This is a genomic window from Luteibacter yeojuensis (assembly GCF_000964085.1).
Classification (GTDB): Bacteria; Pseudomonadota; Gammaproteobacteria; order Xanthomonadales; family Rhodanobacteraceae; genus Luteibacter; species Luteibacter yeojuensis_A.
In genome coordinates this window covers 1-16,645 of the sequence record NZ_JZRB01000015.1, presented here as the reverse complement: position 1 = coordinate 16,645, position 16,645 = coordinate 1, and the positions used below count along the sequence as shown (strand labels likewise).

Below are 16,645 nucleotides of genomic sequence, written 5' to 3'. Positions count from 1 at the left end.
GCGGGCCGCTCAGCAGCCGCCTGTCGCCTCGTCGTCGGTGTCACGGGGCGGCGAGCTCGACGGTGATGAGCCCTCGGTCACGCGCCGCGGCCGCGGTGGGGCCAGGCGGAACGTGCGCATGGGCGAGTGCGCGCCACGCGACGCGCGCTGGATGGCCGCGGGGCTCAAGGCCTGGCGCACCTGGGCATCGCGTGCCACGTCCAGGGCATCGAACGCACCGAGCGGCATGCCGCTGTCGGCATGCACGAGGCGAAAGGCTTTCATCCGGCCCCGGCCCGCCTGTATCTCGGCCCGGGTGACGTCCGCGGGGACGAAGGGCACCATTTCAGTGAACGACACCTCCAGGTCGTACGCCGCCGCCATGCGCTCGATGGGGCGCCTGCAAGTGGCGCACACCACCGAACTGAGCCAGGCCTGCACCTTGCCGCCACGTGGCACCTTGCCATCGAGGATGTCGTCTTCAAGCGCGCGCAGGGCCTTCTGCTCCGGGTCAAGCGCGTGGTAGCTGCCCTGGTGCCAGTACGGCTTCATCACGGTGCGGTCGCTGGGCCGGAACGCCGCGCGAACGTCGGTATCGTCGGGCGCCGCGTAATGCGGTGCGTCGGCCGCCTCCGCCGCGACCAGTTCGTCGTCACTCACGCGTTCCGCGGGTGGCGTGTCGTCGTCTTCCGACCACGTCGGCGAAAGGGGTGGCGAGCCGGCGGACGAGGGGGTGCCTGGTGGCGTGGGCCCGCCAAGCGCGAGCGCGGCGATGCGCGAGAGCGGTTCCCCACCCATCGCGTGGTAGGTGCGGAAGGCGGTGCTCCGGCCCAGCGGGTATTCGTACCGCACGCGCGCGATGGGCGTGCGCCGCGCGTGGTTCTCGATGATCTCCCAGCGGCGTGCGCTATAACCCCCGGGATAGCTGGCCTTGATGATGGAGCGCATGGCGTCGACATGGCGCTGGCTGCTTGCCTCCAGCAGGGCCACCACCGCGCCATCGTCGAGGTCGATGCGCGTGGTGGTGAAGCGGCCCGCCGATGCGGTGGCGACGTAACCGGCCAGCAACGCGGCGACAAGGGCTGTGCGGCGGGCGCGGTTCATTCCGGGATCCGGCATGTGAGGCGCGCCGCCCGTTCGGACGCGGCTTCGGCGTCGGCGCGGGACGCAGCCTCGACCGAAACCAGGTCGTCGGCCACCGCGGCATCGATGACCTCCGCGATGGCGAACATGTCGAGCAGGGGCAGCAGGGCGGCCACCAGCGCGCCGAGGCGCGCCATGGCGCCGTGGGCAGGCGTGGCCGCCGGGGCGGGCTCCCGCAACGCGTCGACATACCAGCTGTGCACGGCACGGTCATGGGCGGCGACCAGGCAGGGCGTGCGTGTGTCACCCGGGCCGAGCGTGCCCGCGAAGCGTGGGTCGGGCGTCGCATCCGGCCGGCACGGCGAGCCTCCGAGGTAACCCCGCGCATCGCGGAACGCCGCGGCGATGCGCGCGATGCGCCACACCGTGGGCAGGCCCGTCCCACGCAGTGGGTGCAACAGGCGGTGCTGCACCAGGGTGTCGAGGTAGCGCAGGTCGTGGTCACTCATCTCGTCGGCATGGCGCGCCCCCATCACCCTGTGGAACACGCCGGTGTCGATGCCGAGGGCGGCGTGGCGCGCAGGCTCGACGGCGAGCGCCTGCTCGCGCAGCAACTGCATGCCCAGCGCCTGCGTTGCGAAGCGGATGGCGTGGGCGTGGCCGTGGATGTCCAGCATGCGCCAGAAAATGTCGGCATCGAGGCCCGCCCGGGTGGCGTGCGCGGACACGAACGGATCACGGAAACCGGGTGCGGGCGTGACATCGACGCCCGGGCGTGCGCGGCCCAGCCCGAGTTCCGTTCGAAGTCGCGATAGCACGACAGGCTCAGGGCTGCCCATGTCGCTGACGACCTGCGCCCAGTACACCTCGTTCGTAAAAGCAGGCATGGCGATCGGGTCGCTGTAAGGCGACGCGGGATCGGGCAGCAGCTGTGCGACATAGTGCGCGCTGGTGGGCGTGGCGGCCCCCGGCAGCTGCGCGGCGTGGGCGGCCTGCAGGCGACCCAGCACGGAGCCTGCCGCCGTGGGCGGGGCCGCGGTGACCACCGCCAGTAGCCATGTGAGGCGCCTCATCATGGGCAGGCTTCGGAAAGGCCCAGGCTGCCCGCCTCGGCGGCCGCGATGCGCTCGAGGGTGGCGTCGTCCGACCATGCCACCTCGCTCCAGGCGGCAGCGCGCGCGTCGCTGGCGGCGAGCACCGACGGATCCAGTAGCGCCTCCGCCGTTTGCCTGCGTACGCTCCGCAGCAGCACCGAGCTTGCCTTGCTGGCGATGTCGATGTCGTCGCTCACGGTGTCGATGAGCGCCGCCTGGCTTGGCTTGGCCGTGGTGTCGAGGTAGTAGATCGTGATGTCGATGTTCTTGTATGCGCTGGCGAACTTTTCAAAGGCAGCCATGCACGAATGGCAGACCTCCTGGCTGACGTAGCCGGTGAGCGTGCCGCCCGCCTCGCTCAGCGAAGGATTCCGTTCAAACTCGTGCTCGAGCTGGCGAAGCGTCTTCAGCTCGGCGTCGGTGCCGTGGATGACCCGCGAGACATCGGCCGGGCCCGCCTCGGGTGAGGGTTCGACCACCCAGGCGTCCTTCTTCTGCAAGTTGGTGGCACGGATGTCGGCGGATGGCGGATAGAAGCGGGCATCGCCGGCATCCGCCAGCACCTCGTTGTCGCTGACCCGCCCGCCGGCCTCGGACGCCGAGCCGCTGGTATCGCCGGGTGTCTGGTGCCGCACGATGTCGGCCAGCGTGGCGTCCAGCGATTTCCCGCTGCGCGCGTGGATGCGTAGCGGTGTGGCCCGGCCGCTGTTCGGGATGTAATCGAACGTGGAGACCGTGGCGCTGTAGACCTTGCGTTGCAGGGCCGTCATGAATTTCCTGCTCTTGCGGAGGGCGACCGGGCTGCCGTTGAAGGGTACGACCTTGTCCGACAGAAGCACCGCTTTGCGAAACGCCTCCGCGTGGACGTTGGCATCGTGGGCCAGGCGCGCCATGGCGTGGCCGCCACCGGGTAGCAGCACGGGGGGCGACGCCCATGCCGGCGGCGCCGCCATGGCCATGGCCAGGGAAAGGGTGCGAGCCATGCGGGTATTCATCGTGCGTGGATCCTGCAGGCCAGGCTCGCGGCACGCGATGCGGCGGCATCGCTTTCGGTATCGGACATGACGGACGCCTCGGCCAGCTCGCGCGCGGCGGATGCCTCGGCCGCCTCGACGAACGCGGCCAGGTCCATCAGGGGCATGAGCAGGCTGGCGATGAGCAGCGTGCGGGCGGCGGTGCCGTGGCTGTTCTCGTGGATGCGCAGGCCGCGATGCTCCAGGCGTGCCTCGTGGTGGAACCAGCGCAGCACGTCGCGATCGGTAGCGGCGACGAAGCAGAGCGGCTGGTTGTCGTCGAGCGCAGTGGGGCCACGTGGGCGGCTGGGGTGCACGTCGCCCCCCGCGCAGCAGGGGCGGGTGCTGTAGTAGCCGACCCTGTCCTTGAGCGCGGCCGCGGCACGCGCGACGCGAAACGCCGTGGGTAGTTGCGGCGCGCCGTTGGCATCCAGCGCGATGCCGCGCGTGCTGATGCCGGTGGCGACAAGCGACGCCAGGTAGCGGGTATCGTCTTCGCGTAGCTCGGCGGCGTGGCTCGCCGCCATGTAGCGCCGGTAGCTCGCATCGTCGATACCATAGGCCACCCAGAGCGCCCGCGGCACGCGGGCCATGTCGTCGCGAAGCATTTGCAGGGCGACCGCGTCGTGGGCCGCCTCGATGACCCGTGGCGCATGCATGTCGAGCACCTTGGTGAAGATATCGGCGTCGATGCCCGCCTTGCGGGCGCTCGCCGCCACCTCGAGGCCACGGAAGGCCTCGGCCGCGCCCGGCGCGAGGACGATGTCGATGCCGGGCCGCGCCCGGGTCAGGCCGAGTTGGCGCTGCAGGCCGTGGAGCACGGCATCCTCGCCAATGCCGCGCTCGAAGGTGGCGATGAAGTCCGGCCACCAAAGCTCGTTGGTGAAGGTGGGGCTGGCCGCCAGGGGGCTGTAGAACTCGCCCGGGCGCACCAGGAGTTGCGCCAGCAGGTGGCGCGTGCGGCCACCCGGCGCGCCATCGGTGGTCGCGTCGAAACTATCCGCGTGGGCCATGGCGCGCACCAGCGCGCGATGGATATCGTCGTGGAGCGTGAGTGGGCGGGCGGCCTGCGCCGTGAGGGGGAGCGCGCACGCGGCGAGCGCGAGGCGGCGTAGTGACGTCATGTCGTGGGTAACTCCTGTGCATGCTGGGCTTGGTCAAGCCTCGCCTAGCATGCGGCAGGAGTACGGGAAGATATGTCGGCGAAGCACGCGCTGATGCTTCCGATCTCGCTCGGCTGAGTGTAGGTCTGCGCCTACACGAGAGGCTGGCCTACCAGCGCGTGCGGTTTGGCAGCAGGCCCTTCAGCTCGGCCTCGGTGAGGTTGCGCCACTGGCCAGGCTTCAGGTGGCCGAGTTTCACGTTGATGATGCGCACGCGGCGCAGCTGGGTGACCCGGTAGCCGAACGCCGCCGCCATGAGGCGGATCTGCCGGTTGAGGCCTTGCGTAAGCGTGATGCCGAAGCCGAATTTGGCGATCTTGCGGACCTTGCACGGCTTGGTCATCTGGTTGTGGATGCGCACGCCGCGCGCCATGCCGGCGAGGAACTCATCCGTCACCGCCTTGTTCACGCCGACGAGGTATTCCTTCTCGTGGTGGTTCTCGGCGCGGAGGATCTCGTTGACGATGTCGCCATTGCTGGTGAGCAGGATCAGCCCTTCGGAATCCTTGTCGAGGCGGCCGATGGGGAAGATGCGCTGCGGATGGTCGACGAAGTCGACGATATTGCCGTCCACCGTGGTATCCGTGGTGCAGGTGATGCCCACCGGCTTGTTCAGGGCGATGTACACGCCACGGTTCTTTGCCGACTCAGGTGCGACGGTGCGGGCCACCACCACCTCGCCATCGACCTTCACCACGTCGCCATCGAGCGCCTTGGCGCCCATGCCGACGACCTCGTCGTTGATCATGACGCGCCCGGCCTGCAGCAGCTCGTCGGCCTCGCGGCGCGAGCACAGGCCGGACTCGGCGATGTACTTGTTTACGCGCACTACGAGCGCAGGCCCACGCCGCGGCTGAGCAGGCGAAGCGCCACGGCGCTGAGGCCCACCACGAACACGCCCATGACGACGAACGCGGTGACGATGGGCACGTCGCTGACGCCCAGCACGCCGAAGCGGAAGGCATTCACCATGTAAAGGATGGGGTTCACCAGCGAAATGCTGTGCCAGGGCTCGCTCAGCAGGTCGACCGAGTAGAACACGCCGCCCAGGTAGGTAAGTGGGGTGAGCACGAAGGTGGGCACCAGTGCGATGTCATCGAACTTCTTGGCAAACACCGCGTTGACGAAACCCGCCAGCGAAAACACCGTGGCGCCGAGCAGCACCGAGAAGAACGTGGTGAACGGGTGCGCCACGTGCAGGTCGGTGAAGAACAGGGCGATGGTGAGCACCAGTGCGCCGACGATGACGCCACGCGTGACGGCACCGGTGACATAGCCCAGCAGGATGACCCAGTTCGGCATGGGCGACACCAGCATCTCTTCCACGAAGCGGCCGAACTTGGCGCCGAAGAACGAGGACGAGATGTTGCCGTAGCTGTTGGTGATGATACTCATCATGACCAGGCCCGGCACGATGTACTGCATGTAGGTGAAACCATGCATGGTGCCGATGCGGCTGCCGATGAGCTTGCCGAAGATGACGAAGTAGAGCGTCATCGTGATGGCCGGCGGTATCAGCGTCTGCGTCCAGATGCGCAGGATGCGGACGATCTCGCGGCGTACGATGGTACCCAGGGCGATCAGGTGGTTGCTCATGCGGCGTTCTCCCGGCCGTGTTCGACCAGGCGCACGAAGAGTTCCTCGAGGCGGTTGGCTTTGTTGCGCATCGACGTGACGGTGATGCCGTGCGCCGACAGGGCGGCGAACAGCGAGTTGAGATCGTGGGCGCGCGACATCTCGGCTTCCAGCGTGTGGTCGTCGATGACGCGCAGCGTGACACCGGGCAGCGCGGGCAGCTCGCCGCCGCTGCGGTTCACGTCCAGCACGAAGGTTTCCACGTCGAGCGTGGAGAGCAGGCTCTTCATCGTGGTGTTCTTCACGATGCGGCCCTGGTCGATGATGGCGATGTTGCGGCAGAGCTGCTCCGCTTCCTCAAGGTAATGCGTGGTGAGGATGACGGTGGTGCCCGCGGCGTTGATGCCACTGACGAACTGCCACATGGAGCGGCGGATCTCGATGTCGACGCCCGCGGTGGGCTCGTCGAGGATGAGCAGCTTCGGCTCGTTCATCATGGCGCGGGCGATCATGAGGCGGCGCTTCATGCCGCCGGAGAGCGTGCGTGCCTGCTCGTGCGCCTTGTCCCAAAGCCGCAGCTCGCGCAGGTACTTCTCCGCCCGGGCCGAGGCCTCGGCGCGGCCAATGCCGTAGAAGCCGGCCTGGTTCACGCAGATGTCGAACGGCTTCTCGAACTGGTTGAAGTTGATCTCCTGGGGCACCAGGCCGATCAGGCGCATCGCTTCGCTGCGCTGCTTGTGGATCGATACCCCGAACACCTCGGCATCGCCCGAGGTGGCGTTCACCAGGGACGACAGGATGCCGATGAGGGTGGACTTGCCGGCGCCGTTGGGGCCAAGCAGGGCGAAGAAATCGCCCGGCTCGACGGTGAGCGAGACCCCTTTCAGGGCCTCGACGCCGTTGCCGTAGGTTTTGCGTAAATCTTTGACGTGTAAGGCAGGAGTGGTCATGGGCTGCGCCGGGATGACAAGCCGCCTATTATACCGGGCTTTGCCGGGCGACCCTGTTCCCCAGCGTCAACAGAGACTTTCCATGGCCGAACAATTCCAGCTCCGCCTCGCCGACAGCTTCATGCTCGCCCCCTCGGTGCGGCACCTGGCCTTCGAGCGGGTGGACGGCCAGCCGCTGGCCTTCGTGCCGGGCCAGTTCCTCCAGGTGCACTTCCATTACGACGACGGCAAGGCCACCAAGCGCAGCTACTCGGTGGGTACCGTGGGCGATGGCACCGGCCCGGTCCAGCGCATCGAGATCGCCGTGAGCTATGTCGAGGGCGGGGCCGCCACGAAGCTCCTGGGCGGCCTGGATGCCGGCGGCACCATCGACGCCAGCGGCCCCTACGGCCGGTTTTGCCTCATGGATGGTGACCAGAACACACGCTACATCCTCATCGCCACGGGCACGGGCGTCACCCCATACAGGGCCATGCTGCCCCAGATCGAGGCCCTCATGGCCTCGCGCGGCTGCCGTTTCGTCCTGCTTTACGGGGCCCGGAACGAGGGCGAACTGCTCTATGGCGAGGAATTCGATGCCTTCGCACGCAAGCACGAGGGCTTCAGCTTCCACCCCTGCTTCAGCCGTGGCGCCCGCCCCAACCCCCGCCCGCACGACCGCTTGGGTTATGTCCAGGACGTGCTGGCCGAGCTGGAGCCCACGGCCGACGAGGATATCGCCTACCTGTGCGGCAACCCGAACATGGTGGATGCGGCGTTTTCGGCACTGAAGGAGCACGGGTTGGCGGTCCAGCACATTCGTCGAGAGAAATATATTTCGTCGCGTTGAGACGCGACTCAAATCGCGCGTTTACCCCCGCGTCGGGGGCAAGCGCGCTCCCACAGGGCCTCATATACTCCGCGCATGCACGCCAAGGCTGAAACCCCGCCGCTTTCCCCGGAAATGCGCCGCTACGCGGACCTCGACCAGCGCCTCCTGGGCGCCGTCCGCAACATCCGCATCCTGCCCACGGTGTCGTGGCCGGCCTCGGTGGAAGAGCGGCTGATCGAGGAATTCAGCGCCGGGCGCCTGTCGGTGCCGGAGATTCGCTACAACCCGCCCGACCTTTCGGAAACCCGCGCCGAGCTCGAGGTCATCGAGGCCGAGGCGAGCGAAGACCACCCGATCGCCGATTACCTGCGCCGCACGGCCGAGTCATGGCGGGTGGCCACCCGCATGCTCGAGGCCGCGGGCACCGACGGGGTCACCGAGGCCTCGGTGCTGCTCTACGGCCGCCCGGGCGACGCGATACCGGGCAGCAGCCGCAGCAACCTCGATGCCGCGGCGTACTTCGTGAACCTGGCCGATGAGCTGGGCGCCGACCTCGAGACCGAGGACGCCGCCGGCCACATCAGCGCCGACGAGCTGCGCCGCGACATGACGGCCAGGCTGGATGCCTTTTTCGCCCCCGGCACCATCGCCGTGGAAGTGGACCCCGAGCTCACCGCCAAGGCCGCGGCCGGTGCCACGCGCATCCGCCTGCGCGGCGGTGCGCGCTTCACCGAGTACGACCGCCACCAGTTGCTGGCGCACGAAGCCTTCGTGCATTCGCTCACGGCGCTTAACGGGCGCGAGCAGCCAGTGCTGGCCTCGCTGGCGCGTACCTCGCCGCGCGTCACGGCTACGCAGGAAGGCCTGGCGGTGTTCGCCGAGCTGATGTCCGGCGCCATCGACATCTCGCGGCTGAAGCGCATCAGCCTGCGCATCCTCGCCATCGACATGGCGATGAACGGCGCGGACTTCGTCGAGGTGTTCCGCTACTTCCGCGTCTGCGGCCAGAGCGTGCCCGATAGCTTCCATTCGGCGCAGCGCGTGTTCCGCGGCGTGCCGCTCACGGGTGGGTCGGCGTTCGCCAAGGACAACGTCTACCTCACCGGCCTGCTAGCCGTGCACACGTTCTTCCGTTGGGCGCTGCGCCAGCGCCGCCTCGACCTGCTGCGCAACCTGTTCGCCGGCAAGCTCGCGCTCCACGACGTGATGTCGCTGGAGGCGCACTTTGAAAACGGCGACATCGCCGCCCCGCGCTACCTGCCGCCGTGGATGCAGCACGTGCATGGCCTGGCCGGCAAGCTGGCGTTCTCGCTGTTCGTCAACCACATCCACATGGCAGGCGTGGAAGCCGAGGAAATCTCGCTCGGCCTGTGAGCCGCTAGCGGATACGGAATGGCGTGGGTGACTCCGCGAAGAACGGGCGCCAGTCGCAGGCGAGGCGCAGGCGCGCGTCGTCACTGGTGATGCCCGCGGGCAGGGTGATCCGGGCGGCCCCCGTGTTGGCTACGTCACGCGCCAGCATGCGCCACGACACGCCTCCGTCCGTGGATAGCGTGGCATCGAGGAAATGGCACGCGATGGGTGGTTCGGGTGTGCCGGCAGGGTCCCAGTGGATGTCGATGGGCCCACCGGCGTGCGCATCGCCGGTGCTTGCCAGGGCGAACGGGCGCCCGGTATCGACGACGCGCACGTGTACATCACTACTGGCCACCGTGGCCGCGGCGCCGCCGTGGTCGCGCACCGTGAGGCGGAAGGCCATGTCGCGCGATGTGCTGGGCAAGGGTGCGGTGAACGCGCGCCGCGGCTGGGCTTGTGGCGCCGTGGCATCGAACCAGGGCTGCGCGTCGATCGCGTCCCACGCGTAGGAAAGCCACCGGCCGGGCATCGACGGCACCACGAGGGCGTCGAGCCAGAACGGCGTGCGTGCCGGGATGACGATGGGCTCGTCGGGGGGTGGGGGCTCGATCCATGGTGCCGCGGCATCGACCACGTGCTTGCGGGCGCAGCGGCCGCCGCGCGACCCAAGCCATGCACGCACCTGCGCGATCTGCAAGCCGTGGAAGGCGAGGCAACCCGTGCAAAGGTTCGCCACGGGCTGCGCGCCGAGTTGGGCGCCGAGGCCGGCGACAAACGCCGCGAACGCGTGTTCGGTGGTGGCGCCGCTGCTCCATGCCGCGGCCTTGTGCGCGGCATGGTAAAGCCCAGCGAGCGAATCGCTGCACGACGTACGGGGCTGCCCGCCCCGGCCGCGCCCGGCCACGAACGCATGGCCGATATCGTAGGCCCGTGCGCCAAGCCGCCGTTCGATGAGCGTGACCGCCGCCGCCATGGGCTCGCCGTGGCGCAGCGCATCGCCTTCGGTATCGGTGAGCACGAGCCGCTCGGCATGGGCGGCCAGCACCATGCTCACGCCGAGATCGGTTTCCAGTACCTCGTTGGCCCGGTTGACCAGGTGGGCGATGGCACCGAGCGCGGCATCCCGGCTGCCGCCGTTGGCGGCGACGAAGTGGCTGTCGGCCGCCACCGCCAGGCGGAAGGTGTAATGCAGGTTGCCGTGGGCGGCCATGGCCGCCGCCCGGGTGGTGGGCCGCGCAACCGCGCGCGCCATGGCGGGTTGCAGATGGGCGTGGCCCGGGGATGCCGCGCCCGGGGCGGGCAGCGGCGAAACCGCCGACAGCCAGCGCCCATCGGCCTCCCGTACCGCGAGCCGGGCCGTGCCACGGGCGAAATCCAGCCGGGCGGCGCGGCCGGTGGCGTCGTTGCCGCGGAAGCTGCGCAGCGCGGGGAACCGGCGGCGCAGGTCGGCGGGCAGGGTGCCCGAATCGACCATGCGGAAGCGCGCGGTGGTGGCCCCGTCGACGGGCAGCACGACCTCGGCCGACGCGACGCCACCGGGCGCCAGGGCAAACAGCGGCGCGCGTGCGTCGGCGAGGTGGTCGGGACCCGCCACCGCCCGGGTGGCCAGCGCCCACGCCCCGCAAGCCAGGAAACGACACAGCAATGGGCGCATGGTGACCTCGGGTGGTGGCGGGAGGTCAAAGCGTACGCATCCGCATGGATTCGCAATGCAGGTATGCGCCTACAGAATGCGTAGGCGCTGGCTATCACTGCTTGTCGGAAAGCCACTCACCGCAAGGGCGGGCGCGTGTCGGCGCGGTGTTAACATCGGGGTTTCCGACCAGCTTCTCCCACAGGATCCCATGGCCATCTCCGAGGAACTGAGGCAAGCCGCCCTCGAGTACCACCGCCTTCCCCGCCCGGGCAAGATCAAGGTCACGCCGACCACGTCACTGCTGACCCAGCGCGATCTCTCGCTCGCGTATTCGCCCGGCGTCGCCGCGGCATGCGACGCCATCGTGGCCGACCCGCAGGAAGCCGCCGAACTCACCGCGCGCGCCAACCTCGTCGCGGTCATCTCCAACGGCACCGCGGTGCTCGGCCTCGGCAACATCGGCGCGCTGGCGAGCAAGCCGGTGATGGAAGGCAAGGGCGTCCTGTTCCAGAAGTTCGCCGGTGTCGACGTCTTCGACATCGAGATCAACGAGACCGACCCCGACAAGCTGGTCGACATCATCGCCAGCCTCGAGCCCACCTTCGGTGGCATCAACCTCGAGGACATCAAGGCACCGGAGTGTTTCGTCGTCGAGCGCAAGCTCCGCGAGCGCATGAAGATCCCGGTATTCCATGATGACCAGCACGGCACCGCCATCATCGTCGGCGCCGCGGTGCTCAACGCGCTGCTGGTAACCGGCAAGAAGATCGAGGACGTGAAGCTCGCCACCACCGGCATGGGCGCGGCGGGCATCTCCTGTGTCGATATGCTCGTTACCCTGGGCATGAAGAAGGAAAACATCCTCGCGTTCGATCGCGACGGCGTGCTGCACACCGGCCGCACCGACCTCGACCCGGACAAGGCGCGCTACGCGCGCGATACCGACAAGCGCACGCTGGCCGAGATCGTCGAGGGCGCGGATATCTTCCTTGGCCTTTCGGCCGGCGGCATCCTGAAGCCGGAGATGGTCGCGACGATGGCGGAACGCCCCATCATCTTCGCGCTGGCCAACCCGAACCCCGAGATCCTGCCGGAAGACGCCAAGGCCGTCCGCCCCGATTGCATCATGGCCACGGGCCGTTCGGATTACCCGAACCAGGTAAACAACGCGCTGTGCTTCCCCTACCTGTTCCGCGGCGCGCTGGACGTCGGCGCCACGGTGATCAACGAGGCCATGAAGGTGGCCTGCGTCAAGGCCATCGCGGAGCTGGCCCGGCGTGAATCGTCCGATGTCAGCGCGCGCGCCTACGGCGGCAAGCCGCCCAGCTTCGGTCCGGAATACCTCATCCCGCAGCCGTTCGATCCGCGCCTGCTGATCCAGCTGCCGCCGGCCATCGCCCGTGCGGCCATGGATTCCGGCGTGGCCCAGCGGCCGATGGAAGACTTCCCGGCCTACATCGAGAAGCTCACCAGCTTCGTGTTCCGCACCGGCCTGCTCATGAAGCCGGTGTTCGACCGCGCCAAGGCCGACCCCAAGCGCGTGGTGTACGCCGAGGGCGAGGAAGAAACCGTGCTGCGCGCCGTGCAGACGGTGGTGGACGAAGGCCTGGCCCGGCCCATCCTGGTCGGCCGCCCCGATGTCATCGAGAAGCGCATCGCCCGCGCGGGCCTGCGCCTGAAGCCGGGCGTCGATTTCGAGATGTGCAACATCCACTCGGATCCGCGCTTTGAAGACTATTGGAAGCTTTACCACTCGATCATGGAGCGCCGTGGCGTCACGCCGGCGTCGGCCAAGGCGGTGGTGCGTTCGCGGCCCACGGTCATCGCGGCGCTGATGGTCGAGCGCGGCGAAGCCGACGCGATGATCTGCGGCCTGGTGGGCACCTACCAGAGCAAGCTCGACTACATCCGCGACATCATCGGCCTGGATGAGAGCGTCTGCGAGGCTTCGGCCATGGCGGCCGTGGCCACCGAGAAGGGTACGTTCTTCTTCCTCGACACCTACGTGCAGGAAGACCCGACCCCCGAGCAGATCGCCGAAGCCACGCTGCAGGCCTCCATCCGCCTGAAGCTGTTCGGCATCCAGCCGAAGATCGCGCTGCTGTCGAACTCCAATTTCGGCAGCCGCGAGACGCGCAACTCGCGGAAGATGCGCGATGCGCTGAAGCTGATCCGCGAACGCGTGCCCAAGCTGGAGGTGGAAGGCGAGATGCAGGCCGACGTGGCGCTCGAGCCCGAGCTGCGCGAGCGCATCTTCCCGAACTCGCGCCTGGAAGGTAAGGCCAACGTCTTCGTGTTCCCGACCCTGGATGCGGCCAACACCGCCTACAACATGGTCCGCGTGCTGTGCGACGGCGTGGTGATCGGCCCCATCCTCATGGGCGTGGCCAAGCCGGCGCACATCCTCACCCCGCAGGCGACGGTCCGCCGGGTGGTGAACATGACCTCGGTGGCCTGCGTGGAAGCGCAGATCCGTGCTGGTGTGAAGCCGCGCGGATCGTAAGCCATTGATTGTAGGAGCCCACTCCGTGGGCGACGCCTTTCGCGACAACGCCGGCTAGCGTGGGGCGCACCGCGAATAGCTGTCGCCCACGGGGTGGGCTCCTACAAGGTTTGGATCGATTCAACCGCCCCGTACCGCCGCGTATGCCGGGACGATGCGGTATTATCAACAGGTTTTCCCGCCCCCCAGCGGATCTCTTCAGTCCCCACGTGCGCGCCCAGGCGCAGCCGGAGCTTCCATGGACCAGATCGACGACACGCTCAACCAGGACCTCGACCCTACCGAAACCCGGGAATGGGTCGAATCGCTTAACGCGGTCATCAACCACGATGGCACGGAACGCGCCCACTACCTCCTGGAGCGCATGGTCGATTCCACGCGTCGCGCCGGTGGTTACCTGCCGTTCGACCCGACCACGGAATACGTCAACACCATCCCGCCGCACATGGAAGCGCGCAGCCCGGGCGACGCCGCCCTCGAGTGGCGCATCCGCTCGCTTATCCGCTGGAACGCGCTGGCCACCGTCGTGCGCGCCAACCGCAAGCCGGGCGACCTGGGCGGCCACATCTCCAGCTTCGCCTCGTCGGCCACGCTGTACGACGTGGGCTTCAACCATTTCTGGCGCGCCCCCAGCGCCGAGCACCCGGGCGACCTGGTGTTCCACCAGGGCCACTCGGCCCCTGGCGTGTACGCGCGCTCGTTCCTCGAGGGCCGCCTCACCGAAGACCAGCTCGATCTCTTCCGCATGGAAGTGGCCGGCAAGGGCCGCGGCCTGTCCTCGTACCCGCACCCCTGGCTCATGCCGGATTACTGGCAGGTGCCCACGGTGTCCATGGGCCTCGGCCCCATCCAGGCCATCTACCAGGCGCAGTTCTGGAAGTACCTCGAGCACCGCGGCCTCATGCCCAAGTCCGATCGCAAGATCTGGTGCTTCATGGGCGACGGTGAATCGGACGAGCCGGAATCGCTGGGCGCCATCGCCCTCGCCGGCCGCGAAGGCCTCGATAACCTCATCTTCGTCATCAACTGCAACCTGCAGCGCCTCGATGGCCCGGTGCGCGGCAACGGCAAGATCATCCAGGAACTGGAAGGCGTCTTCCGCGGCGCCGGCTGGAACGCCATCAAGGTGGTGTGGGGCAGCTACTGGGATCCGCTCCTCGCCCGCGATACCTCGGGCAAGCTGCGCCAGCTCATGATGGAAACGGTCGACGGCGAGTACCAGGCATGCAAGGCCTTCGGCGGCGCGTACACGCGCGAGAAGTTCTTCGGCAAGTACCCGGAAACCGCCGCGCTGGTCGCCAACATGTCCGACGACGACATCTGGCGCCTCAACCGTGGTGGCCACGACCCGCACAAGGTGTACGCGGCGTACCACGCGGCGATGAACACCAAGGGCATGCCCACCGTGATCCTCGCCAAGACGGTGAAGGGCTACGGCATGGGCGCCGCGGGCGAATCGCAGAACCCGGCGCACAACCAGAAGAAGATGGACACGGACGCCATCCGCGCCTTCCGCGACCGCTTCAATATCCCGGTGCCCGACGACAAGCTCGACGAGGTGCCGTACTTCCACCCGGGCAAGGACTCGGACGAAGTGCAGTACATGCTCGAGCGCCGCCGCGCGCTCGGCGGTTCGCTGCCGCAGCGCCGCCGCAAGGCCGACCAGTCGTTCAAGGCCCCGGGCCTCGAGGCGTTCGAGCAGATCACCAAGGGCACCGGCGATCGCGAGATCTCCACCACCATGGCGCTCGTCCGTGGCATGAACCTCATGCTGCGCGACAAGGAGCTTGGCCCGCGCATCGTGCCCATCGTGGCCGACGAGGCCCGCACCTTCGGCATGGAGGGCATGTTCCGCCAGATCGGCATCTACGCGCCGTTCGGCCAGAAGTACCGCCCGCAGGACGCCGACCAGCTGCTTTACTACCGTGAAGACCAGAAGGGCCAGGTGCTGCAGGAAGGCATCAGCGAAGCCGGCGGCATGAGCGCCTGGCTCGCCGCCGCCACCAGCTACAGCATCAGCAATACCCCGATGCTGCCGTTCTTCATCTACTACTCGATGTTCGGCTTCCAGCGCATCGGCGACCTTTGCTGGGCCGCCGGCGACATGCGCGCGCGTGGCTTCCTCATCGGCGGCACTTCGGGCCGCACCACGCTGAACGGCGAAGGCCTGCAGCACGAGGATGGCCACTCGCACCTGCTGTCGGGCGCCATCCCCAACGTCGTGTCGTACGACCCCACCTTCTCGTACGAGCTGGCGGTGGTGCTGCAGGACGGCACGCGCCGCATGATGCAGGAGCAGGAGGATGTGTACTACTACATCACCGTGATGAACGAGAACTACGCCCACCCCGACATGCCCAAGGGCAGCGAGGAAGGCATCATCAAGGGCATGTACCTGTTCAAGGACGCCGGCAAGCCGAAGAAGAACGAGCCGCGCGTGCAGCTGCTGGGTTCGGGCACCATCCTGCGCGAAGTCATTGCCGCCGCCGAGCTGCTCGAGAAGGATTTCGGCGTCACCGCCGATATCTGGTCCGTGCCGAGCTTCACCGAGGTGCGCCGCGAAGGTTTCGACGCCGAGCGCTGGAACCGCCTGCACCCGGAGGCACCGCAGCGCGTGCCGTACATCACCGGCCTGCTCGCCGATCGCCAGGGCCCGGCCATCGCCGCCACCGACTATGTCCGCGAGTTCTCCGACCAGGTGCGCGCGTTCATGCCCGATGGCATGCGCTACACCACGCTGGGCACCGACGGTTACGGCCGTAGCGATACCCGCGCCAACCTGCGTTCGCACTTCGAAGTGGACCGCTACTGGATCGCCCACGCTGCGCTCGCCGCCCTCGCGAAGGACGGCAAGGTCAACGCGAAGGACGTCAGCCGCGCCATCAAGGAATACAAGCTGGACGTGGACAAGCCGAACCCGATGACCGTCTAAAGCGGGGAAAGCGGATACAACTGTGTGGGAGCCTGCAAGCGGGCTCCCACAGTCATTTCTGGCCCTGCCATCGAATTGCCCTTTTTCCGTCACGCCTTGTCGATGGTGCGCGGCGGCGCAAGCTGGTATTCCTGTGGGCAAGCTCCACAACGGAAACCGCGCCATGCGCAACGCACTCATCGCCCTGCCACTCCTTGCGCTTGCGGCCTGCGCCACGACCGGCGGGCACCACGGCTCGCGCGAGCGCCTCGTTTACATCGCCGCCGAGAAGGTCCCCTGCAGCGCCGGCGCGATGCAGACCGAATGCCTGCAATACCGCGAGCAGCCCAGCCAGCCCTGGCAGCTCAACTACGCACCCATCGAAAACTTCGACTGGAAGCCGGGCAACGAGTACCTGGTGAAGGTCACCGAACTCGAAGTGAAAAACCCGCCGGCCGATGCCTCGCGCGTGCACTGGCGCGTGGAGAAGATCGTCGAGCAGCACCCGGTGGACAAGCCGCCCACGCCGTGAGCGTGGGCGGGCCATAAAAAAAGGTTCTTCGCGGATTAC

The 16,645-nt window shown here is 67.9% G+C and carries 13 protein-coding genes; 5 read left to right on the top strand and 8 right to left on the bottom strand.

Features of this window, described 5'->3' with window-relative positions:
* Nucleotides 1-9: 9 nt before the first annotated feature.
* The 7 genes from VI08_RS07725 to VI08_RS07695 all read right to left on the bottom strand — a co-directional run bounded on the left by VI08_RS07725 (nucleotide 10) and on the right by VI08_RS07695 (nucleotide 6,857).
* Entirely contained in the window at nucleotides 10-1,083 is a 1,074-nt protein-coding gene (locus tag VI08_RS07725) for a hypothetical protein (RefSeq protein ID WP_045828995.1), read from the bottom strand.
* Complete coding sequence (locus tag VI08_RS07720) at nucleotides 1,080-2,138, bottom strand: hypothetical protein (RefSeq protein WP_157006460.1); 1,059 nt, start codon at nucleotides 2,136-2,138, stop codon at nucleotides 1,080-1,082. Before VI08_RS07720 ends, VI08_RS07725 begins: the two co-directional genes overlap by 4 nt.
* On the bottom strand, nucleotides 2,135-3,139 hold the full coding sequence (locus VI08_RS07715) for a hypothetical protein (protein WP_157006457.1): 1,005 nt from the start codon (nucleotides 3,137-3,139) through the stop codon (nucleotides 2,135-2,137). The genes VI08_RS07720 and VI08_RS07715 overlap by 4 nt, the downstream gene beginning before the upstream one ends.
* A gap of 8 nt (nucleotides 3,140-3,147) precedes the next feature.
* The gene (locus VI08_RS07710; RefSeq protein ID WP_045828992.1) at nucleotides 3,148-4,293 is read right to left on the bottom strand and encodes a hypothetical protein; all 1,146 of its coding nucleotides are present in this window, start codon (nucleotides 4,291-4,293) and stop codon (nucleotides 3,148-3,150) included.
* A 148-nt stretch (nucleotides 4,294-4,441) separates the two neighbouring features.
* Entirely contained in the window at nucleotides 4,442-5,161 is a 720-nt protein-coding gene (locus tag VI08_RS07705) for a pseudouridine synthase (protein WP_045828991.1), read from the bottom strand.
* On the bottom strand, nucleotides 5,161-5,928 hold the full coding sequence (locus tag VI08_RS07700; RefSeq protein WP_045828990.1) for an ABC transporter permease: 768 nt from the start codon (nucleotides 5,926-5,928) through the stop codon (nucleotides 5,161-5,163). The genes VI08_RS07705 and VI08_RS07700 overlap by 1 nt, the downstream gene beginning before the upstream one ends.
* Nucleotides 5,925-6,857, bottom strand: a complete 933-nt coding sequence (locus tag VI08_RS07695; RefSeq protein ID WP_045828989.1) for an ABC transporter ATP-binding protein — start codon at nucleotides 6,855-6,857, stop codon at nucleotides 5,925-5,927. The genes VI08_RS07700 and VI08_RS07695 overlap by 4 nt, the downstream gene beginning before the upstream one ends.
* Nucleotides 6,858-6,939: 82 nt before the next feature.
* Here VI08_RS07695 and VI08_RS07690 point away from each other — a divergent pair, with 82 nt between their 5' ends.
* Nucleotides 6,940-7,686, top strand: a complete 747-nt coding sequence (locus tag VI08_RS07690; RefSeq protein ID WP_045828988.1) for a ferredoxin--NADP reductase — start codon at nucleotides 6,940-6,942, stop codon at nucleotides 7,684-7,686.
* Between the two features lie 75 nt (nucleotides 7,687-7,761).
* A complete protein-coding gene (locus VI08_RS07685; RefSeq protein WP_045828987.1) occupies nucleotides 7,762-9,042 on the top strand; it encodes a flavohemoglobin expression-modulating QEGLA motif protein in 1,281 nt (426 codons plus the stop codon).
* A 4-nt stretch (nucleotides 9,043-9,046) separates the two neighbouring features.
* On the opposite strand, the gene VI08_RS07680 is transcribed toward VI08_RS07685, so the two are convergent.
* Complete coding sequence (locus tag VI08_RS07680; RefSeq protein ID WP_084621366.1) at nucleotides 9,047-10,678, bottom strand: reprolysin-like metallopeptidase; 1,632 nt, start codon at nucleotides 10,676-10,678, stop codon at nucleotides 9,047-9,049.
* A 190-nt stretch (nucleotides 10,679-10,868) separates the two neighbouring features.
* Here VI08_RS07680 and VI08_RS07675 point away from each other — a divergent pair, with 190 nt between their 5' ends.
* The 3 genes from VI08_RS07675 (at nucleotide 10,869) to VI08_RS07665 (ending at nucleotide 16,606) form a co-directional block, all read left to right on the top strand.
* The gene (locus tag VI08_RS07675; protein WP_045828985.1) at nucleotides 10,869-13,163 is read left to right on the top strand and encodes an NADP-dependent malic enzyme; all 2,295 of its coding nucleotides are present in this window, start codon (nucleotides 10,869-10,871) and stop codon (nucleotides 13,161-13,163) included.
* 238 nt (nucleotides 13,164-13,401) lie between these two features.
* Complete coding sequence (gene aceE, locus VI08_RS07670) at nucleotides 13,402-16,095, top strand: pyruvate dehydrogenase (acetyl-transferring), homodimeric type (protein WP_045828984.1); 2,694 nt, start codon at nucleotides 13,402-13,404, stop codon at nucleotides 16,093-16,095.
* Between the two features lie 163 nt (nucleotides 16,096-16,258).
* The gene (locus VI08_RS07665; RefSeq protein ID WP_052697765.1) at nucleotides 16,259-16,606 is read left to right on the top strand and encodes a DUF4377 domain-containing protein; all 348 of its coding nucleotides are present in this window, start codon (nucleotides 16,259-16,261) and stop codon (nucleotides 16,604-16,606) included.
* Nucleotides 16,607-16,645: the final 39 nt, after the last annotated feature.